The organism is Streptomyces sp. NPDC031132, from assembly GCF_055570595.1.
On record NZ_JBVIGX010000009.1, the window covers coordinates 25,638 to 44,197 of the forward strand.

15 protein-coding genes and 2 pseudogenes are annotated in these 18,560 nt (G+C 68.7%); 9 read left to right on the forward strand and 8 right to left on the reverse strand.

The genetic code is table 11. The features are described 5' to 3' along the window. The 8 genes and pseudogenes from gyrA to dnaA (ACZ49B_RS15665) all read right to left on the reverse strand — a co-directional run. Complete coding sequence (gyrA, locus tag ACZ49B_RS15630; RefSeq protein ID WP_468305645.1) at nt 1-2,595, reverse strand: DNA gyrase subunit A; 2,595 nt, start codon at nt 2,593-2,595, stop codon at nt 1-3. Between the two features lie 41 nt (nt 2,596-2,636). Continuing rightward, entirely contained in the window at nt 2,637-4,697 is a 2,061-nt protein-coding gene (gyrB, locus tag ACZ49B_RS15635; protein WP_468305646.1) for a DNA topoisomerase (ATP-hydrolyzing) subunit B, read from the reverse strand. Nucleotides 4,698-5,061: 364 nt separating this feature from the next. Then, nucleotides 5,062-5,589 (reverse strand): DciA family protein, encoded by a 528-nt coding sequence (locus tag ACZ49B_RS15640; protein WP_468305649.1) that lies wholly within the window; start codon nt 5,587-5,589, stop codon nt 5,062-5,064. After that, on the reverse strand, nt 5,586-6,734 hold the full coding sequence (gene recF / locus ACZ49B_RS15645; protein WP_468305651.1) for a DNA replication/repair protein RecF: 1,149 nt from the start codon (nt 6,732-6,734) through the stop codon (nt 5,586-5,588). The genes ACZ49B_RS15640 and recF overlap by 4 nt, the downstream gene beginning before the upstream one ends. 73 nt (nt 6,735-6,807) lie before the next feature. Continuing rightward, nucleotides 6,808-7,683, reverse strand: coding sequence for a phosphogluconate dehydrogenase (NAD(+)-dependent, decarboxylating) (gene gnd, locus ACZ49B_RS15650; RefSeq protein ID WP_468305653.1), 876 nt, complete (start codon nt 7,681-7,683; stop codon nt 6,808-6,810). Nucleotides 7,684-7,921: 238 nt separating this feature from the next. After that, on the reverse strand, nt 7,922-9,052 hold the full coding sequence (gene dnaN, locus ACZ49B_RS15655; protein ID WP_030153167.1) for a DNA polymerase III subunit beta: 1,131 nt from the start codon (nt 9,050-9,052) through the stop codon (nt 7,922-7,924). A gap of 854 nt (nt 9,053-9,906) precedes the next feature. Beyond that, nucleotides 9,907-11,019, reverse strand: a pseudogene (gene dnaA, locus ACZ49B_RS15660) (chromosomal replication initiator protein DnaA); the annotation flags it as partial. 135 nt (nt 11,020-11,154) lie between these two features. After that, nucleotides 11,155-11,670, reverse strand: a pseudogene (gene dnaA / locus ACZ49B_RS15665) (chromosomal replication initiator protein DnaA); the annotation flags it as partial. A gap of 355 nt (nt 11,671-12,025) precedes the next feature. Here dnaA (ACZ49B_RS15665) and rpmH point away from each other — a divergent pair. From rpmH to ACZ49B_RS15710, 9 genes are all read left to right on the forward strand, one after another. Beyond that, nucleotides 12,026-12,163, forward strand: a complete 138-nt coding sequence (gene rpmH / locus ACZ49B_RS15670; protein WP_018547628.1) for a 50S ribosomal protein L34 — start codon at nt 12,026-12,028, stop codon at nt 12,161-12,163. 21 nt (nt 12,164-12,184) lie between these two features. Further along, complete coding sequence (rnpA, locus tag ACZ49B_RS15675; protein ID WP_468305654.1) at nt 12,185-12,559, forward strand: ribonuclease P protein component; 375 nt, start codon at nt 12,185-12,187, stop codon at nt 12,557-12,559. After that, a complete protein-coding gene (yidD, locus tag ACZ49B_RS15680) occupies nt 12,556-12,837 on the forward strand; it encodes a membrane protein insertion efficiency factor YidD (protein WP_078613072.1) in 282 nt (93 codons plus the stop codon). The genes rnpA and yidD overlap by 4 nt, the downstream gene beginning before the upstream one ends. Before the next feature lie 3 nt (nt 12,838-12,840). Beyond that, complete coding sequence (gene yidC / locus ACZ49B_RS15685; RefSeq protein WP_468305657.1) at nt 12,841-13,944, forward strand: membrane protein insertase YidC; 1,104 nt, start codon at nt 12,841-12,843, stop codon at nt 13,942-13,944. 15 nt (nt 13,945-13,959) lie between these two features. After that, nucleotides 13,960-14,472 (forward strand): Jag family protein, encoded by a 513-nt coding sequence (locus tag ACZ49B_RS15690; protein WP_030153171.1) that lies wholly within the window; start codon nt 13,960-13,962, stop codon nt 14,470-14,472. A 112-nt stretch (nt 14,473-14,584) separates the two neighbouring features. Beyond that, nucleotides 14,585-15,328, forward strand: a complete 744-nt coding sequence (rsmG, locus tag ACZ49B_RS15695; protein ID WP_037634083.1) for a 16S rRNA (guanine(527)-N(7))-methyltransferase RsmG — start codon at nt 14,585-14,587, stop codon at nt 15,326-15,328. 235 nt (nt 15,329-15,563) lie between these two features. Then, on the forward strand, nt 15,564-16,649 hold the full coding sequence (locus tag ACZ49B_RS15700) for a ParA family protein (RefSeq protein WP_078613071.1): 1,086 nt from the start codon (nt 15,564-15,566) through the stop codon (nt 16,647-16,649). Then, nucleotides 16,646-17,734 carry a ParB/RepB/Spo0J family partition protein gene (locus tag ACZ49B_RS15705; RefSeq protein WP_468305662.1) on the forward strand — a complete coding sequence of 363 codons (1,089 nt, stop codon included), beginning with the start codon at nt 16,646-16,648 and terminating at the stop codon, nt 17,732-17,734. Before ACZ49B_RS15700 ends, ACZ49B_RS15705 begins: the two co-directional genes overlap by 4 nt. 104 nt (nt 17,735-17,838) lie before the next feature. After that, a complete protein-coding gene (locus ACZ49B_RS15710; protein WP_030292633.1) occupies nt 17,839-18,456 on the forward strand; it encodes a GNAT family N-acetyltransferase in 618 nt (205 codons plus the stop codon). Nucleotides 18,457-18,560: the final 104 nt, after the last annotated feature.

Sequence of the window (18,560 nt, forward strand, 5' to 3'; positions counted from 1 at the left end):
TTACTCCTCGTGCTCCCCGGCCGAGGGCTGCGTGCCCTCGGCGGACTCGGCGGCCTGTCCTTCGGCTGCCTCGGTCTCCTCGACCTCGTCAGCATCCTGACCGGCCTCGGCGTTACGGGCGATACCGACCACGGCATCGCGCTTGCCCAGGTTGATCAGCTGGACGCCCATGGTGTCACGGCCGGTCTCCCTGACTTCGTTGACTCGCGTACGAATCACACCACCGCTGAGCGTGATGGCGAGAATCTCGTCCGATTCGTCCACCACGAGCGCCCCGACGAGCGACCCGCGGTCCTCCACGATCTTCGCGGCCTTGATGCCCAGACCACCACGCCCCTGGACGCGGTACTCGTCGACCGGCGTCCGCTTGGCGTAGCCGCCGTCGGTCGCGGTGAAGACGAACGTACCCGGCCTCACAACGCTCATGGAGAGCAGTTCGTCACCCTCGCGGAAACTCATGCCCTTCACACCCGAGGTCGCGCGGCCCATCGGGCGCAGCGCGTCGTCGGTCGCCGTGAAGCGGATCGACTGCGCCTTCTTGCTGATGAGCAGCAGGTCGTCCTCGGCGGAGACCAGCTCGGCGCCGATCAGCTCGTCATCGCCGCCGGCCTCCGTCTCCCGGAGGTTGATCGCGATGACACCGCCAGAGCGGGGCGAGTCGTAGTCCTTGAGCGCCGTCTTCTTCACCAGGCCGCCCTTGGTGGCCAGGATCAGGTACGGGGCGGCCTCGTAGTCGCGGATCGCGAGGATCTGGGCGATCTTCTCGTCCGGCTGGAAGGCCAGCAGGTTCGCCACGTGCTGCCCGCGGGCGTCGCGGCCGGCGTCCGGCAGCTCGTACGCCTTGGAGCGGTAGACCCGGCCCTTGTTCGTGAAGAACAGCAGCCAGTGGTGCGTGGTGGACACGAAGAAGTGGTCGACCAGGTCGTCCTGCTTCAGCTTCGTGCCGCGCACGCCCTTGCCGCCGCGCTTCTGCGAGCGGTAGTCCTCGGTCTTGGTGCGCTTGACGTAGCCGCCGTGCGTGATCGTGACGACGATGTCCTCTTCGGCGATCAGGTCCTCGATGGACATGTCCCCGTCGAAGGGCACCAGCTTGGAGCGCCGGTCGTCGCCGTACTTCTCGACGATCGCCCCCAGCTCCTCGCTGACGATGGAGCGCTGCTTCTCCGGCGAGGCCAGGATCGCGTTGTACTCGTTGATCTTCGCCTGGAGCTCGTCGTGCTCGGCGACGATCTTCTGCCGCTCCAGGGCCGCCAGGCGCCGCAGCTGCATCTCGAGGATCGCGTTGGCCTGGATCTCGTCGATCTCCAGCAGGCCCATCAGGCCCTCGCGCGCGATCTCGACGGTGTTGCTGCGCCGGATCAGCGCGATGACCTCGTCGATCGCGTCCAGGGCCTTGAGGAGGCCGCGCAGGATGTGCGCCCGCTCCTCCGCCTTGCGCAGACGGAACTTCGTCCGCCGGACGATGACCTCGATCTGGTGCGTGACCCAGTGGCGGATGAACGCGTCGATCGACAGCGTGCGCGGCACGCCGTCCACCAGCGCCAGCATGTTCGCGCCGAAGTTCGTCTGGAGGTCGGTGTGCTTGTACAGGTTGTTCAGCACGACCTTCGCGACGGCGTCGCGCTTGAGCACGATCACCAGACGCTGGCCCGTCCGCGACGAGGTCTCGTCGCGCACGTCGGCGATGCCGCCGATCTTGCCGTCCTTGACCAGGTCGGCGATCTTCTGCGCCAGGTTGTCCGGGTTGGTCTGGTACGGAAGCTCCGTGACCACCAGGCACTGGCGGTTCTGGATCTCCTCGACCTCGACCACCGCGCGCATCGTGATCGAGCCGCGCCCGGTCCGGTACGCCTCCTCGATGCCCTTGCGGCCCACGACCAGGGCGCCCGACGGGAAGTCAGGACCCTTGATCCGCTCCAGGAGCGCGTCGAGCAGCTCCTCGTGCGTGGCCTCCGGGTGCTCCAGCGCCCACTGGGCGCCGGCCGCGACCTCGCGCAGGTTGTGCGGCGGGATGTTGGTGGCCATGCCGACGGCGATGCCGGCGCTGCCGTTGACCAGCAGGTTCGGGAAGCGGGCCGGCAGGACGGTCGGCTCCTGGTTGCGGCCGTCGTAGTTGTCCGTGAAGTCGACGGTCTCCTCGTCGATGTCCCGGAGCATCTCCATGGCCAGCGGCATCAGCTTGCACTCGGTGTAGCGCATCGCGGCCGCCGGGTCGTTGCCCGGGGAGCCGAAGTTGCCGTTGCTGTCCACCAGCGGCATGCGCATCGACCACGGCTGGGCCAGGCGGACCAGGGCGTCGTAGATGGAGCTGTCGCCGTGCGGGTGGTACGTGCCCATGACGTCACCGACGACGCGGGCGCACTTGTAGAAGCCCTTCTCGGGCCGGTAGCCGCCGTCGTACATCGCGTACAGCACACGACGGTGGACCGGCTTGAGGCCGTCCCGTACGTCGGGCAGCGCGCGGGACACGATGACGGACATCGCGTAGTCGAGGTAGGAGCGCTGCATCTCCGTCTCGAGCCCGACGGGCTCGATGCGCAGCACGGGCTGCTCCTCCGCGGGGTTCTCGGCGGTGGGGGTGGTTTCGTCGGCCATTGCTGGTCAGAAGTCCTTTCAGGCGGTCAGCGGAGGCCGACTCAGATGTCGAGGAAACGAACGTCCTTGGCGTTGCGCTGGATGAAGGAGCGCCGCGCCTCGACGTCCTCACCCATCAGCACCGAGAACAGGTCGTCGGCCTGGGCCGCGTCGTCCAGGGTGACCTGGCCGAGCACGCGGTGGTCGACGTCCATGGTGGTGACGCGCAGCTCCTCGGCGTTCATCTCGCCCAGACCCTTGAAGCGCTGGATCGAGTCTTCCTTGATCCGCTTGCCGTTCTGCTTGCCCAGTTCGACGAGGGCGTCGCGCTCGCGGTCCGAGTACGCGTACTCGAAGTCGTCCCGACCCCACTTGATCTTGTAGAGCGGCGGGCGCGACAGGTACACGTGCCCGGCCTCGACCAGCGGACGCATGAAGCGGAACAGGAAGGTCAGCAGCAGGGTGTTGATGTGCTGGCCGTCGACGTCGGCGTCCGCCATCAGGATGATCTTGTGATAGCGGAGCTTCTCGATGTCGAAGTCCTCGTGCACACCGGTACCGAAGGCGCTGATCAGCGCCTGGACCTCGGTGTTCTGGAGGATCTTGTCGATACGGGCCTTCTCGACGTTCAGGATCTTGCCGCGGATCGGCAGGATGGCCTGGTACATCGGGTTGCGGCCGGACTTCGCGGAGCCGCCGGCCGAGTCACCCTCGACGATGAAGATCTCGCACTTGGTCGGGTCGTTCGACTGGCAGTCGGACAGCTTGCCCGGCAGCGAGGCGCTCTCCAGCAGACCCTTGCGGCGGGTGAGGTCACGGGCCTTGCGGGCCGCGACGCGCGCCGTGGCCGCCTGGATCGACTTGCGGATGATGTCCGCGGCCTCGACCGGGTTGCGGTCGAACCAGTCGTTGAGGTGCTCGTGGACGACCTTCTGCACGAAGGTCTTGGCCTCCGTGTTGCCCAGCTTGGTCTTCGTCTGGCCCTCGAACTGCGGCTCGCCCAGCTTGACCGAGATGATCGCCGTCAGACCCTCGCGGATGTCCTCGCCGGCGAGGTTGTCGTCCTTCTCACGGAGCAGCTTCTTGTCGCGCGCGTAACGGTTCACCAGACCCGTCAGCGCCGCACGGAAGCCCTCCTCGTGCGTACCGCCCTCGTGGGTGTGGATCGTGTTCGCGAAGGAGTACACGCCCTCCGTGTACTGCGAGTTCCACTGCATCGCGATCTCGACCGAGAGCATGCGCTCCTTGTCCTCGGCCTCGACGTCGATGACGGTCGGGTGGATGAGCTCGCCCTTGCGCGAGTTCAGGTACTTCACGAAGTCGACGATGCCGCCCTCGTAGTAGTACTTCACCGTGCGCGCGGTGGGCTCGGCCGTGTCAGCGTCGGGGTCGTCCGCACCGACGGTCGCCTTCGCCGACTCGCGCTCGTCCGTCAGCGTCAGGGTCAGGCCCTTGTTGAGGAAGGCCATCTCCTGGAAGCGCCGCGAGAGCGTCTCGAAGGAGTACTCGGTCGTCTCGAAGATGTCGCCGTCGGCCCAGAACGTCACCGACGTGCCGTGCTCGGCGGTCTCCTCGTTCTTGGCCAGCGGGGCCGTCGGAACGCCCAGCTTGTAGTCCTGGGTCCAACGGTGGCCGTCCGTCTTGACCTCGACCGCGACCTTGGTCGACAGGGCGTTCACGACGGAGACGCCGACGCCGTGAAGACCGCCGGAGACGGCGTAGCCGCCACCGCCGAACTTGCCGCCCGCGTGCAGGACCGTCAGCACGACCTCCACGGCCGGCTTCCCCTCGGACGGCACGATGCCGACCGGGATACCGCGGCCGTTGTCGATGACCCGCACACCGCCGTCGGCGAGGATCGTCACGTCGATGGTGTCCGCGTGCCCGGCCAGCGCCTCGTCGACCGAGTTGTCTACGACCTCGTAGACGAGGTGGTGCAGACCACGCTCGCCCGTCGAGCCGATGTACATACCCGGCCGCTTGCGGACCGCGTCCAGGCCCTCGAGGACCTGGATCGCACTGGCGTCGTACGAGGCGGTTACCTCGCCGTTCTCGCCGGCTGTGGACTGGTTGTCGTTGGGGTTGCCGGAATCGGCCACGAAGCGCCCTTTCTGGCACAGCACAGGCCGTACTCCGGGCCAGCAGGCATGCAAGCAGGAGCGGCTGCGTCGATCTGCGTTGTCAGCGTGTATCAGCTAGATCCCGCAAGCGGGCGGGATTCGCTTCAGTCTACCGGTACCACGGACATGAATGGGGGTTTGCCGGTACCTGAGTCCGCATGTGCCGCCCTGAACCTCCTCTCTCCGACTCCCCATATCCGGGAAGGGGCTCAAAGAGGCTCACACGGGCATCCAGCGCTTCGGCCTGTCAACCTCCCGCTACCGTGAGGGACGCCACCCGCACACCGCGGCGCACCCATGACGGGGCAGCGGCCGGATCCGCAATCCCCGGGCTCAGCCCGGGACAGCTCGCACAGCGGCCACGGCCTCAGCCGTACGTGTCCCCCGGACCCGTGCTGCCCGGCGCGCGCAGCGGTCCGTACCGCTTCGGGCGGCCGCCCGGGCCCTGGACCTTGATCATCCGGACCGTGCCCTGCCCCAGGTCGGCGTTGAGCCGGGCCACCAGCTGTGGAGCCAGCAGCTTCAGCTGCGCCGCCCATGCCGAGGAATCGCACCGCACGACCAGTTCACGGTCCTCGTACCGCTCCGGTTCACAGTGCGCGGCGATCTCCGGCCCGACGATCTCCGGCCAGCGCTCCATCACGCCCGCGACCGCCATCGGCATCTCCCAGCCGTGCTCCGTGCGCAGCCGGTCCAGGGCCGCCATCAGCGGCATCGGGTCGCGGCCGTCCGCGCGCGCACCCGAGCGCAGTCCCGGCTGCCGGCCCCCCTTCTTCCCGCCGGCCGCATTGCCCCGGGCCCGCGCCTGCTCCCGGGCGGCCGCCAGCGCCTGCCGCGCGAGGTCCACGCCCGAGGGCTCCGGGACCTTGCGGGGTTCCTTCTTCTCGTCGCTCACAGCCGGGTCACCTCACCGCCGGACACCGCGAACCGGGTTCCCGCCAGGACACCCGGAACGTCGTCGTCCACCGCCGCCGTCACCAGCACCTGCTCGCCCGGAGCCACCAGCTCCGCCAGCCGCTCCCGGCGCCGGGCGTCCAGCTCCGCGAAGACGTCGTCCAGGATCAGCACCGGCTCGGCGCCCTCCGAGCGCAGCAGCTCGTACGAGGCGAGCCGCAGCGCCAGCGCGTACGACCAGGACTCGCCGTGGCTCGCGTACCCCTTGGCCGGGAGGTCGCCGAGGCGCAGCAGCACGTCGTCGCGGTGCGGGCCCACCAGGGTCACGCCGCGCTCGATCTCCTGCTTGCGCACCTCGGCCAGGGCCGCCAGCAGCACCTCGTACAGCGCTTCGCGCGTGCGGGCCCCGCCGCCGTCCACGGCCTCCCCGGCCTCGCCGCCGGCCGAGGTCTTGTACGCCAGGCCCAGCGGGCCGCCGCCGGGCGCGAGCTGCTCGTACGCCTTGTCCGCCAGCGGCAGCAGCGTCGCGATCAGGTCGAGGCGCTGCGCCAGGAGCTCCGCGCCCGCGCGCGCGAGGTGCTGGTCCCACACGTCGAGGGTGGAGAGGTCCATGGAGCGGCCGCCGTGCCGGCGGGCCATCGCCGCCGACTTCAGCAGGGTGTTGCGCTGCTTGAGCACCCGCTCGTAGTCCGACCGGACTGCCGCCATCCGCGGCGAGCGGGCGGTGACGAGCTCGTCGAGGAACCGCCGGCGCTCACCGGGGTCCCCCTTGACCAGGGCCAGGTCCTCCGGCGCGAACAGCACCGTCCGTACGATCCCCAGGACGTCCCGGGGCCTGACCTGCGAGGACCGGTTGATGCGGGCGCGGTTCGCCCGCCCCGGGTTCAGCTCCAGTTCCACCAGCTGCTGGCGCTCGCCGTGGGTGACGGCCGCGCGGATGATCGCCCGGTCCGCGCCCATCCGCACCAGCGGCGCGTCCGAGGAGACGCGGTGGCTGCCGAGCGTCGCCAGGTAGCCGACGGCCTCGACCAGGTTCGTCTTGCCCTGGCCGTTGGGGCCCACGAAAGCCGTGACGCCCGGGTCGAGGGGAACCTCGGCCCGGGCGTACGAGCGGAAGTCGGCCAGTGAGAGATGCGAAACATGCATGCGACGCCGACCTCCCCGGCTTCCTGCTGCTCTGCTCTGTGCTGCTGTGGTGCCCTGCCTCTTCGGCGGGCGGCTACGCCTTCTCGACCGCGTGGCCGCCGAACTGGTTGCGCAGCGCGGCGATCATCTTCATCTGCGGCGAGTCGTCCTGACGGGACGCGAAGCGCGCGAAGAGCGAGGCGGTGATCGCGGGCAGCGGCACGGCGTTGTCGATCGCCGCCTCGACCGTCCACCGGCCCTCGCCCGAGTCCTGCGCGAAGCCGCGCAGCTGCTCCAGGTGCTCGTCCTCGTCCAGGGCGTTCACGGCGAGGTCGAGCAGCCAGGAACGGATGACCGTTCCCTCCTGCCAGGACCGGAAGACCTCGCGGACGTCGGTGACCGAGTCCACCTTCTCGAGCAGCTCCCAGCCCTCGGCGTAGGCCTGCATCATGGCGTACTCGATGCCGTTGTGGACCATCTTCGCGAAGTGGCCCGCGCCGACCTTGCCGGCGTGCACGGCGCCGAACTCGCCCTCGGGCTTGAGGGCGTCGAAGATCGGCTGGACCCGTGTCACGTGGTCCTTCGCGCCGCCGTACATGAGCGCGTAACCGTTCTCGAGGCCCCACACGCCGCCGGAGACACCGCAGTCGACGAAGCCGATGCCCTTGGCCGCCAGCTCCTCGGCGTGCTTCTCGTCGTCCGTCCAGCGGGAGTTGCCGCCGTCGACCACGATGTCGCCGATCGAGAGCAGCTCCGCGAGCTCGTCGACGGTGGACTGCGTCGCCGCACCCGCCGGGACCATCACCCACACGACGCGGGGGGCCTGCAGGCTGTCCACAAGTTCCCGCAGGCTGTGGACATCGGCGAGGTCCGGGTTGCGGTCGTATCCGATGACGGTGTGGCCTGCGCGGCGGATGCGCTCGCGCATGTTGCCGCCCATCTTGCCGAGACCGACGAGACCAAGCTCCATCAGGTGGTTCCTTAAGCGTTGTGGCCGTCTGTGCCGGGTTCCCCGGAAATCCCCTGGGACACCCAGGCTCCGAGCCTACGCCGGGCCGTGCCGGGCGGCGCCACGGGCGCTCCAGGGGCGGTCGTACGAGCGCCGGTACGGGGCGCTGCGCAGCGCCGGGGGGCTGGTGGCCCCGGGGGGCGAACGCCGTCGGGCCCGGCCCCGCAGCCTGCGAGACCGGGCCCGACGCAGGCGTGCGTCAGCCGGACAGGCGCACCGGCATGATCAGGTACTTGTACGCCTCGTCGGCCTCGGCGTCGACCGCCGGGCGGCCGCTGAGCAGCGCCGGCTTCGTGGACGTGGTGAAGCTCAGCTGCGCGGCCGGGGAGTCGATCGCGCTCAGGCCGTCCAGCAGGAAGGTCGGGTTGAAGGCGATAGAGATGTCGTCGCCCTCGAGCTTGGCGTCCACACGTTCCACAGCCTGTGCATCGTCGGAGGAGCCCGCCTCCAGGATCAGCACGCCCTGCTCGAAGCTGAGGCGGACCGGGGTGTTGCGCTCGGCGACCAGGGCCACGCGCTTGACGGCCTCGACGAACGGGGCGGTCTCGATCACGGCGATGGAGTTGAACTCCGTCGGGAACAGCGTGCGGTACTTCGGCAGGTCGCCTTCGAGGAGGCGGGTGGTGGTGCGGCGGCCGGCGCCCTCGAAGCCGATGAGACCCTCGCCGGCGCCGGAGCCCGACAGTGCCAGGGTGACGGTGTCACCGCTGGTCAGGGACTTGGCGGTGTCCAGGAGCGTCTTGGCGGGCACCAGGGCCACGGCGGAGGCGTCCGGGTTCTCCGGCTTCCACAGGAACTCGCGGACCGCGAAGCGGTAGCGGTCGGTGGAGGCCAGGGTGACGCGGTCGCCCTCGATCTCGATGCGGACACCGGTCAGCACGGGCAGCGTGTCGTCGCGGCCGGCGGCGATGGCGACCTGGGCGGCGGCGGAGGCGAAGACCTCACCGGGCACGGTGCCGGTCGCGGTCGGCATCTGCGGCAGCGCCGGGTATTCCTCCACAGGCAGGGTGTGGAGTGTGAATCGCGAGGAGCCACAGACCACGGTCGCCCGTACACCGTCTGTGGAAATCTCCACCGGGCGGTTGGGGAGGGCACGGCAGATGTCGGCGAGCAGCCGGCCGGAGACGAGGACGGTGCCGTCCTCCTCGACGTCCGCCTCGACGGAGACGCGGGCCGAGACCTCGTAGTCGAAGCCGGAGAGGGACAGGGTGCCCTCCTCGGCCTTCAGCAGCAGGCCCGCGAGAACGGGCACCGGCGGCCGGGCCGGGAGGCTACGGGCAGCCCAAGCCACCGCCTCCGCGAGTACGTCGCGCTCCACCCGGATCTTCACCGGAACCGCCTCCTGCTGTTGCTCGCTCGTCTGCCGGCCTTCGTCGTCGGCTCGATGCCCTCGATGGCTCGGAGCCTCGTTGCCGGGGACCAGTCTGACGTACGGCGCCGACAGTCGGTGCTGCCGGAGGTCAAGTCGGGAGCGAGGTGTCGGGGAGGCGTCCCCACCGAGTTGTGCACAGGACCCGCTTGAAAACCGAAACCGGCCTAACTCTCTATGGGGGTAGTAGTAGGGCCTGTGGAAACGGTGGATAAGCCCGTTCTCGCAGGTCAACCCGCGTTTTTTATCCACCGGGCCTGTGGGTGACACCGGTGGACAACACGGTGTCTCTGTGGAGAACGAAAAGTTCTGCACAGGCCGTCCCCAGGCGACCCCGACTACTCCACAGGTGTGTCCCCAGCTTTCCCCCGGTACTCCACAGCCCAAACGTCGTCTTCTGTGTGACGGCTTTCACTCGGGGCAGTGACGAGGGGTGCAATGTTGCCGAACAGTGGACAACGGTGTGGGTAACTCGTCGGATCCTGTGCACAGGATCCGACAACCTGTGGGTCGGCGGTGGACAGAGGCGTGGACGAGCCTGTGGATGAAACTTCTGTCCACAGCCTGTGGATGACGCTTGCGCACAATTCCACAGGCAGCTGACCAGGCTTGATGGGGCCTCATACTGCACCCCTGTGGACAGATTGTGGGTGACGGAACCCGTCCCCAGCCTGTGGACGGTGGAAAGTCCGGGAATCTGTGGATGAGTTACCCCGCAGGGGGCGTATTCGAACAGGTCAGGGGCGCACGGACGAAGAAGGGCGCCCCCGAAGTACCCCGGGAGCGCCCTCTGGATGCGTTTGAAGGGACTCGGCTCAGCCGTTCTTGATGCGGTTGGTGAGCTCCGTGACCTGGTTGTAGATCGAGCGACGCTCCGCCATCAGCGCGCGGATCTTGCGGTCCGCGTGCATGACGGTGGTGTGGTCGCGGCCGCCGAACTGTGCCCCGATCTTGGGCAGGGACAGGTCCGTGAGCTCCCGGCACAGGTACATGGCGATCTGCCGGGCGGTGACCAGGACGCGGCTGCGCGAGGAGCCGCACAGGTCGTCCACGGTGAGGCCGAAGTAGTCGGCGGTGGCCGCCATGATGTCCGACGCGGTGATCTCGGGAGCGGAGTCTTCGCCGCCGGGGATCAGGTTCTTGAGGACGTCCTCGGTCAGGCCCAGGTCGACCGGCTGCCGGTTCAGGCTCGCGAAGGCCGTGACCCGGATCAGCGCCCCCTCCAGCTCGCGGATGTTGCGCGAGATGCGGGAGGCGATGAACTCCAGTACCTCCGGCGGGGCATTGAGCTGCTCCTGGACGGCCTTCTTGCGCAGGATCGCGATACGGGTCTCCAGCTCGGGCGGCTGGACGTCTGTGATCAGGCCCCACTCGAAGCGGTTGCGGAGCCGGTCCTCGAGGGTGACGAGCTGCTTGGGCGGCCGGTCCGAGGACAGCACGATCTGCTTGTTGGCGTTGTGGAGGGTGTTGAAGGTGTGGAAGAACTCCTCCTGCGTCGACTCCTTGCTCGCGAGGAACTGGATGTCGTCGACGAGCAGGATGTCCATCTCGCGGTAGCGCTTGCGGAAGGCGTCGCCCTTGCCGTCGCGGATCGAGTTGATGAACTCGTTGGTGAACTCCTCGGAGCTCACGTACCGCACCCGGGTGCCGGGGTAGAGGCTCCGTGCGTAGTGCCCGATGGCGTGCAGCAGATGCGTTTTGCCAAGACCCGATTCCCCGTAGATGAAGAGGGGGTTGTACGCCTTGGCGGGCGCCTCGGCGACGGCCACCGCGGCGGCGTGCGCGAAGCGGTTGGAGGCACCGATGACGAAGGTGTCGAACAGGTACTTGGGGTTCAGCCGGGCGGTCGGCTCGAGCGGGCCCGAGGTGGAGCCGCCGGACGGGGCCGGCGGCGGTGCGGGCCGGCCGGGCGCCGGGCGCGGGGCGGGCTGCTCGTACTGCTGCTGCTCGTACTGATGGGACTGCTGCGGGCGGGGCTCGTACTTCTGCTGCTCGTACTGCTGCTGGTCGTAGGAGCCCTGCTCGTATCCGCCGGGCTCGGACTGCTGGAGGTAGCCCGGCTGCGGGGAGGCGTACGGGTCGCGCTCGGGGAAGCCGCCGAGGCGCGGCTGCTGCCAGCCGTAGTCGTCCTGCTGGCCGCCGCGGGGCCAGGAGCCGGGCTCGGGGCGCGACTGCTGGTAGTCCGGATAGGCGGGGCGGGCGTTCGGGAGCTGGTCGTCCGCGGGGCCGCCGGGGCGCTGGCCGCCGTACGGCTCGTACGACTCGGGTCGCTGCTGCGCGGGCGCGGCCAGGGGCGCGGGCTCGCCGGCGGAGTCGTCCACGGTGATCGCGATGCGGATCGGGCGGCCGCACTCACGGCTGAGCGCATCGCTGATCAGCGGGGCGAGCCGGCCCTCCAGGACACGCTTGCCGTACTCGTTGGGGACGGCGAGGAGTGCGGTGTCGGCGACGAGAGCCAGGGGCTGGCAGCGTTCGACCCACTGCTTGTCCTTGGGTTCGATCGCCTGCTGTCCCTCCCCGAGGAGCTTTTCGAGCACCCTTGGCCACACTGCGGCAAGATCGGCAGGTACGTCAGCCACAGAGCACGCTCTCTCACAGGGGTCCCACGAATGTGTGGTTCTTTGGGACGGTCGGGACAAAAAATCCGGGATCAGACAACGGTAGTCAGGCCGACGGGTACGGTTCAAGTCGTTGTCCACAGCCTGTGCACAGTGTGGGGGCACGTCGCCTCGGTTTGACCGGATGGCGTAGCCGCGCGTACCGTAACGAGGTCGAGTTGTCGATGGCTGCTGCCGCCTGCCTACCGATGGGCGAAGATCACTTTTCGTGATCGTTTAGCGGTGCCACTCGGGCGAACACGCGAGTTTCCTCGTGGGCGCACGGTGACAGCCAGGCGATGTCCCGCCACAACGATTTATTCTCTGGAGCCCCCGAGTGAGCAAGCGCACCTTCCAGCCGAACAACCGCCGTCGTGCCAAGACCCACGGCTTCCGCCTGCGGATGCGTACCCGTGCCGGTCGCGCGATCCTGGCGAACCGCCGCAGCAAGGGCCGCGCCGCCCTCTCCGCGTAACAACGCGCAGGTCGTGACGTCGTGCTGTCTCCCGAGAATCGGCTGAGGCGGCGCGAGGACTTCGCGAGCGCGGTACGTCGAGGTCGGCGGGCTGGTCGCCCGCTCCTCGTCGTCCACCTACGTACAAGCGGTGCAACGGACCCGCACGAGCCGGGGGAGATCGATCCCTCGACGCGTGCGGGTTTCGTCGTCAGCAAGGCCGTGGGTAACGCCGTCATCCGTAACCGGGTGAAGCGCCGTTTGCGCCATCTCGTCCGCGAGCGGCTGTCCCAGCTGCCCGCCGGTAGCCTGGTGGTGGTACGGGCATTGCCCGGCGCGGGTGATGCCGGTGTCGACGAACTGGCCCGGGACCTGGATGCCGCTCTGTCGCGGCTCCTGGGAGGCGTGGCTCGATGAAGTACCCGCTGCTCGCATTGATCAAGCTGTACCAGTGGACGATCAGTCCGCTGCTCGGGCCGGTGTGCCGTTATTACCCCTCGTGCTCGCACTACGGGTTCACGGCCATCGACCGGCATGGTGCGGTGAAGGGGACGGTCCTGACCGGCTGGCGGATCCTGCGGTGCAATCCGTGGTCCGCCGGTGGTGTCGACCATGTCCCACCCCGTAAACGCCCGCGTTGGCACGAGCAGCTGCGCAGTGCGTTGCGTAGATCTCGCAATGCTCAAGGAGCCTGATTAGTGGACACGATTGCCAGTCTGTTCAGCTTTATCACCACGCCCGTCTCGTGGGTCATCGTCCAGTTCCACAGCCTGTACGGCGCCCTCTTCGGCCCGGACAGCGGCTGGGCCTGGGGCTTGTCCATCGTGTCCCTGGTGGTCTTGATCCGTATCTGCCTGATCCCGCTCTTCGTGAAGCAGATCAAGGCGACGCGCGGCATGCAGGCGCTCCAGCCGAAGATGAAGGCGATCCAGGAGCGCTACAAGAACGACAAGCAGCGCCAGTCCGAAGAGATGATGAAGCTGTACAAGGAGACGGGTACCAACCCGCTCTCCTCGTGCCTCCCCATCCTGGCGCAGTCCCCGTTCTTCTTCGCCCTCTACCACGTGCTCTCGGCCATCGCCAACGGCAAGACCATCGGCGTGATCAACGAGTCGCTGCTGGAGAGTGCCCGCCAGGCACACATCTTCGGTGCCCCGCTGGCGGCGAAGTTCACGGACAGCGAGGAGAAGGTCGCCGCGCTCGGCGCCTCCCTGACCGACGTCCGGATCGTGACCGCGATCATGATCGTTCTGATGTCGCTGTCGCAGTTCTACACCCAGCGTCAGCTGATGCAGAAGAACGTCGACCTCTCGGTCAAGACGCCGTTCATGCAGCAGCAGAAGATGCTGATGTACATCTTCCCGCTGATCTTCGCGTTCATGGGCATCAACTTCCCCGTGGGTGTCCTCGTCTACTGGCTGACCACGAACGTGTGGACCATGGGCCAGCAGATGTACGTGATCAACCAGAACCCGACGCCCGGCAGCAAGGCGCAGGACCAGTACCTGACCCGTCTGCTGAAGCACGTCAGCACGCACGGCGACGTCAAGGGCCGGGGCAAGAAGAAGATCGTCGCGGCGATCGTGGCCAAGGGCCCGGACCGCAACGACAACGAGCGCAAGTTCATCACGGCTCTCACGAAGCAGGGTCTGGCCGCCCAGGCGGACGGGTCTGTGATGAAGAGTGTCGAGGCCACGGCCGACTCGGACGCGGCCAGCGGCGGTGCCGCCAAGCGGCAGCAGCCGAAGCGGCAGTCGAAGTCACAGCGTCAGACGCCCCCCAAGCCCTCTTCCAAGAAGTAAGAAGGAGTCCCTCCCGTGACGGAAGGCACCACCACCGCCGCCGCTGAGAGTGGCGACACCCTGACCCGCCTCGAGCAGGAGGGCGAGATCGCGGCCGACTACCTCGAGGGTCTGCTGGACATCGCCGACCTGGACGGGGACATCGACATGGACGTCGAGGCCGACCGGGCCGCGGTGTCGATCGTCAGCGACTCGGCCAGCCGCGATCTGCAGAAGCTCGTGGGCCGCGACGGTGAGGTCCTGGAGGCTCTGCAGGAGCTCACGCGCCTCGCCGTGCACCGGGAGACCGGGGACCGCAGCCGGCTGATGCTGGACATCGCCGGGTTCCGTGCGAAGAAGCGCGAGGAGCTGGCGGCGCTGGGCGCCCAGGCGGCCGCGGACGTGAAGGCGTCCGGTGAGCCGCTGAAGCTGGCGCCGATGACGCCCTTCGAGCGGAAGGTCGTCCACGACGCCGTGGCGGCTGCCGGTCTGAAGAGCGAGTCGGAGGGCGAGGAGCCGCAGCGCTTCGTCGTCGTGCTCCCGGCCTGATCGCCACCCTGAGTGTTCGGCCCCGTCTGTGTCGCAGACGGGGCCGAAGTTTGTCAGCCTTGCAGTGCCCGTTCGGGCGGTGCCAGTTCGAGCAGTGCGTTTTCAACGATCCATGCGGTACGGAAGGACGGTCCCCGTGACGGAGGCAGCAGCGGAGCTTCCCCCGGCGCCCGAAGAGGCGCGCGCGGTGTTCGGCGAGTTTTTCCCGGAAGCTGTGCGGTATGCGGAGCTGCTGGCGGACGCGGGGGTCAAGCGCGGCCTGATCGGCCCGCGTGAGGTGCCACGGCTGTGGGAGCGGCACCTGCTGAACTGCGCGGTGCTCTCGGAGGTGGTGCCCGAGGGCGTCACCGTGTGCGATGTCGGCTCGGGCGCCGGCCTGCCCGGTATCCCGTTGGCTCTGGTGCGGCGCGATCTGAAGATCACGCTGCTGGAGCCGCTGCTGCGGCGTACGACTTTCCTGCAGGAGGCCGTGGAGCTGCTGGGCCTGGACCACGTCACGGTGGTGCGCGGCCGGGCGGAGGAGGTGCTCGGCAAGGTGCAGCCGGTGCACGTGGTGACGGCACGTGCCGTGGCTCCGCTGGACCGGCTCGCGGGCTGGGGCGTGCCCCTGCTGCGTCCGTACGGGGAAATGCTGGCCCTGAAGGGCGACACCGCCGAGGAGGAGCTGGTGGCGGCGAAGGTCGCGCTGGCGAAGCTGGGTGTGGTGAAGACCTCGGTGCTGCATGTGGGCGAGGGTGTGGTGGATCCCATGTCCACGGTGGTCCGGGTCGAGGTCGGAGAAAGCCCCGGTGGGGTGAGGTTCGCGGCCAAGCGGGCTAAGGCCGCTCGTACCAGCCGGACCCGTCGGCGTCGCTGATTTCGGGGGCATTGCGCCCTATAGGTATGGATTTCGGAGTGTCGTAGCGGCCTGATGACTCCGTCCGGGCATCGTGTTTCACGTGAAACGTCGCTCTCTGCTGCACGGAATCATCAGCCGCGGCCGTGCGGCTGCGTCCCCCCGCCCACGCAAGAACGAAGGGGGGACGGAGTTGTCCACATCGGTGGATTCATCCACAGGAGTACGGGCCCCGCTGGTTCGCGACCCCGATGCCATGGCAGGCTCTGTTCATCGCGAGCCTGATGTCGAGGAGAGTGACACCGTGCGGTCCGACGCCAACCTCGCGGGGCCGATGGCCGATCCGGTCCCCGGTCCCCGCTCTGAATCGGCGCGCGAGGATGTTTCACGTGAAACATCCTCGCCCCTTGTAGACAACGACACACCCATCGGCCGTGCCGCCCAGCTGGCCGTCGAGGCGCTGGGGCGCGCCGGCGAGGGGCTGCCCCGCCCGGAGCAGACGCGGGTCATCGTGGTCGCCAACCAGAAGGGCGGCGTGGGCAAAACCACGACGACCGTGAACCTGGCGGCCTCGCTGGCTCTCCACGGAGCCCGGGTCCTGGTGGTCGACCTCGACCCCCAGGGCAACGCCTCCACGGCGCTCGGCATCGACCACCACGCGGATGTGCCCTCGATCTACGACGTGCTCGTGGACAGTCGGCCGCTGCTGGAGGTCGTCCAGCCGGTGGTGGACGTGGAGGGGCTGTTCTGCGCTCCGGCCACGATCGACCTGGCGGGTGCGGAGATCGAGCTGGTGTCGCTGGTGGCCCGGGAGAGCCGGCTGCAGCGGGCCATCCAGGCGTACGAGCAGCCGCTCGACTACATCCTGATCGACTGCCCGCCCTCGCTGGGGCTGCTGACGGTGAACGCGCTGGTGGCCGGCGCCGAGGTGCTGATCCCGATCCAGTGCGAGTACTACGCGCTGGAGGGGCTGGGCCAGCTGCTGCGCAATGTCGACCTGGTGCGGGCCCACCTGAACCCCACGCTGCATGTCTCGACGATCCTGCTGACGATGTACGACGGCAGGACGCGGCTGGCTTCGCAGGTGGCGGAGGAGGTGCGCACGCACTTCGGCAAGGAGGTGCTGCGCACGAGCATCCCGCGGTCGGTGCGTATTTCCGAGGCGCCGAGCTACGGCCAGACGGTGCTCACCTACGATCCGGGTTCGAGCGGTTCTCTCTCCTACCTGGAAGCGGCGCGTGAGATCGCGCTGCGGGGGGCCGGAATTTCGTACGACGCCCAGCACGCCCATCTGGGCGCGGGCATGAACAGCACGCAGAGTGTGGCGGAGGGGATCCAGTGAGTGAGCGACGTAGAGGTCTGGGACGGGGGCTCGGCGCGCTGATCCCCGCAGCTCCGCAGGAGAAGACGCCGCCGGTGATCGGTGCCGGGTCGACGTCCCCGTCGGCGGTGCCGGTCATGACGTCGGAGCGCGGCATCGCGGCGGCGAAGCTCGCTTCGCTGGCGCAGGCCGATGTTTCACGTGAAACATCGGCGGTCGCGGTGGTGGATGAGCCGGCGGCGATGGAGCCGGAGGCCAATGTGGTCGCCGGGGCGACGTTCGCCGAGCTTCCGATGGACGCGATCACGCCGAACCCGCGGCAGCCGCGTGAGGTCTTCGACGAGGACGCGCTGGCGGAGCTGGTCACCTCCATCCAGGAGGTGGGTCTGCTTCAGCCTGTGGTGGTGCGGCAGTCCGCTCCGGGCCGCTACGAGCTCATCATGGGTGAGCGCCGTTGGCGGGCGTGCCGCGAGGCCGGGCTGGAGCGCATTCCGGCGATCATCCGGGCGACGGACGACGAGAAGCTGCTGCTGGACGCACTGCTCGAGAACCTGCACCGGGCGCAGCTGAACCCGCTGGAGGAGGCGGCCGCGTACGACCAGCTGCTCCAGGACTTCAACTGCACGCACGACCAGCTGGCGGACCGCATCGGGCGCTCGCGCCCGCAGGTGTCGAACACGCTGCGTCTGCTGAAGCTGTCGCCTCCGGTGCAGCGCCGGGTGGCTGCGGGTGTGCTCTCTGCAGGGCATGCCCGGGCGCTGCTGTCGGTGGAGGAGTCCGAGGTCCAGGACCGGCTGGCACACCGGATCGTGGCCGAGGGGCTGTCGGTGCGTGCGGTCGAGGAGATCGTGTCGCTGATGGGTTCGGAGCCCTCCGGAGCCGTGAAGCCGAAGGGCCCGAGGGCGGGCGCCCGGGTGGCTCCGGCGCTCAGTGAGCTGGCGACGCGGCTGTCGGACCGGTTCGAGACGCGGGTGAAGGTGGATCTGGGCCAGAAGAAGGGCAAGATCACCGTCGAGTTCGCCTCGATGGAGGATCTGGAGCGGATTCTCGGAACGCTGGCGCCGGGCGAGGGCCGGGTGCTGGAGCAGGGTCTGTCCGAGGAGTGAGTCCCCGGCCGCCGAGGGGCGGGTCGTGCCGGTGAGAACCGGCGCGGTCCGCCCTTTGCCTTGTAGCGGTTTCTCCTGATTCGGGCAGTCGATACGATGCGCTCATGGGGCGTCGGTTGGTACCACTCACGCTGGACAACCTTCAGGACCTGCCTCGGCGTTGCCGGTCCTGTGTGTTCTGGGAGTTGGATCCGGTCAGCGGTGAGGCCGCCGTGAAGGCGGGCACTCCGGCGCTGGAGAAGGAGGCGTGGATCTCCGCCGTTCTGCTGGAGTGGGGTTCCTGCGGCCGCGTGGTCTACGTGGACGACGTGCCGGTGGGATTCGTGCTGTACGCGCCGCCGGCGTACGTACCGCGGGCGGCGTCCTTTCCGACGAGTCCGGTGTCGCCGGATGCGGTGCAGCTGATCACGGCGTGGATCATGCCGGGCTATCAGGGCCAGGGCCTGGGACGGGTGATGGTCCAGACGGTGGCCAAGGATCTGCTGCGGCGCGGGTTCAAGGCGATCGAGGCGTTCGGAGACGCGCGGTGGGAGGGCCCGGCGTGCCTGCTGCCTGCGGACCACCTGCTGGCCGTGGGCTTCAAGACGGTGCGGCCGCATCCCGTGCATCCGCGGCTTCGGCTGGAGATGCGCTCGACGCTCTCGTGGAAGGAAGACGTGGAGCTCGCGCTGGACCGGCTGCTCGGTGCGGCGCGGAAGGAGCCCGCGCTGCGCCCGCTGTGACGGCCGGGCGGCCTGTGGCGTGCGAGCAGGCTGTGGCGTGCGAACGGGCTGTGATGTGCGAACGGGGCCGCCCCTTGCGGGGGCGGCCCCGTTTCACGTGAAAC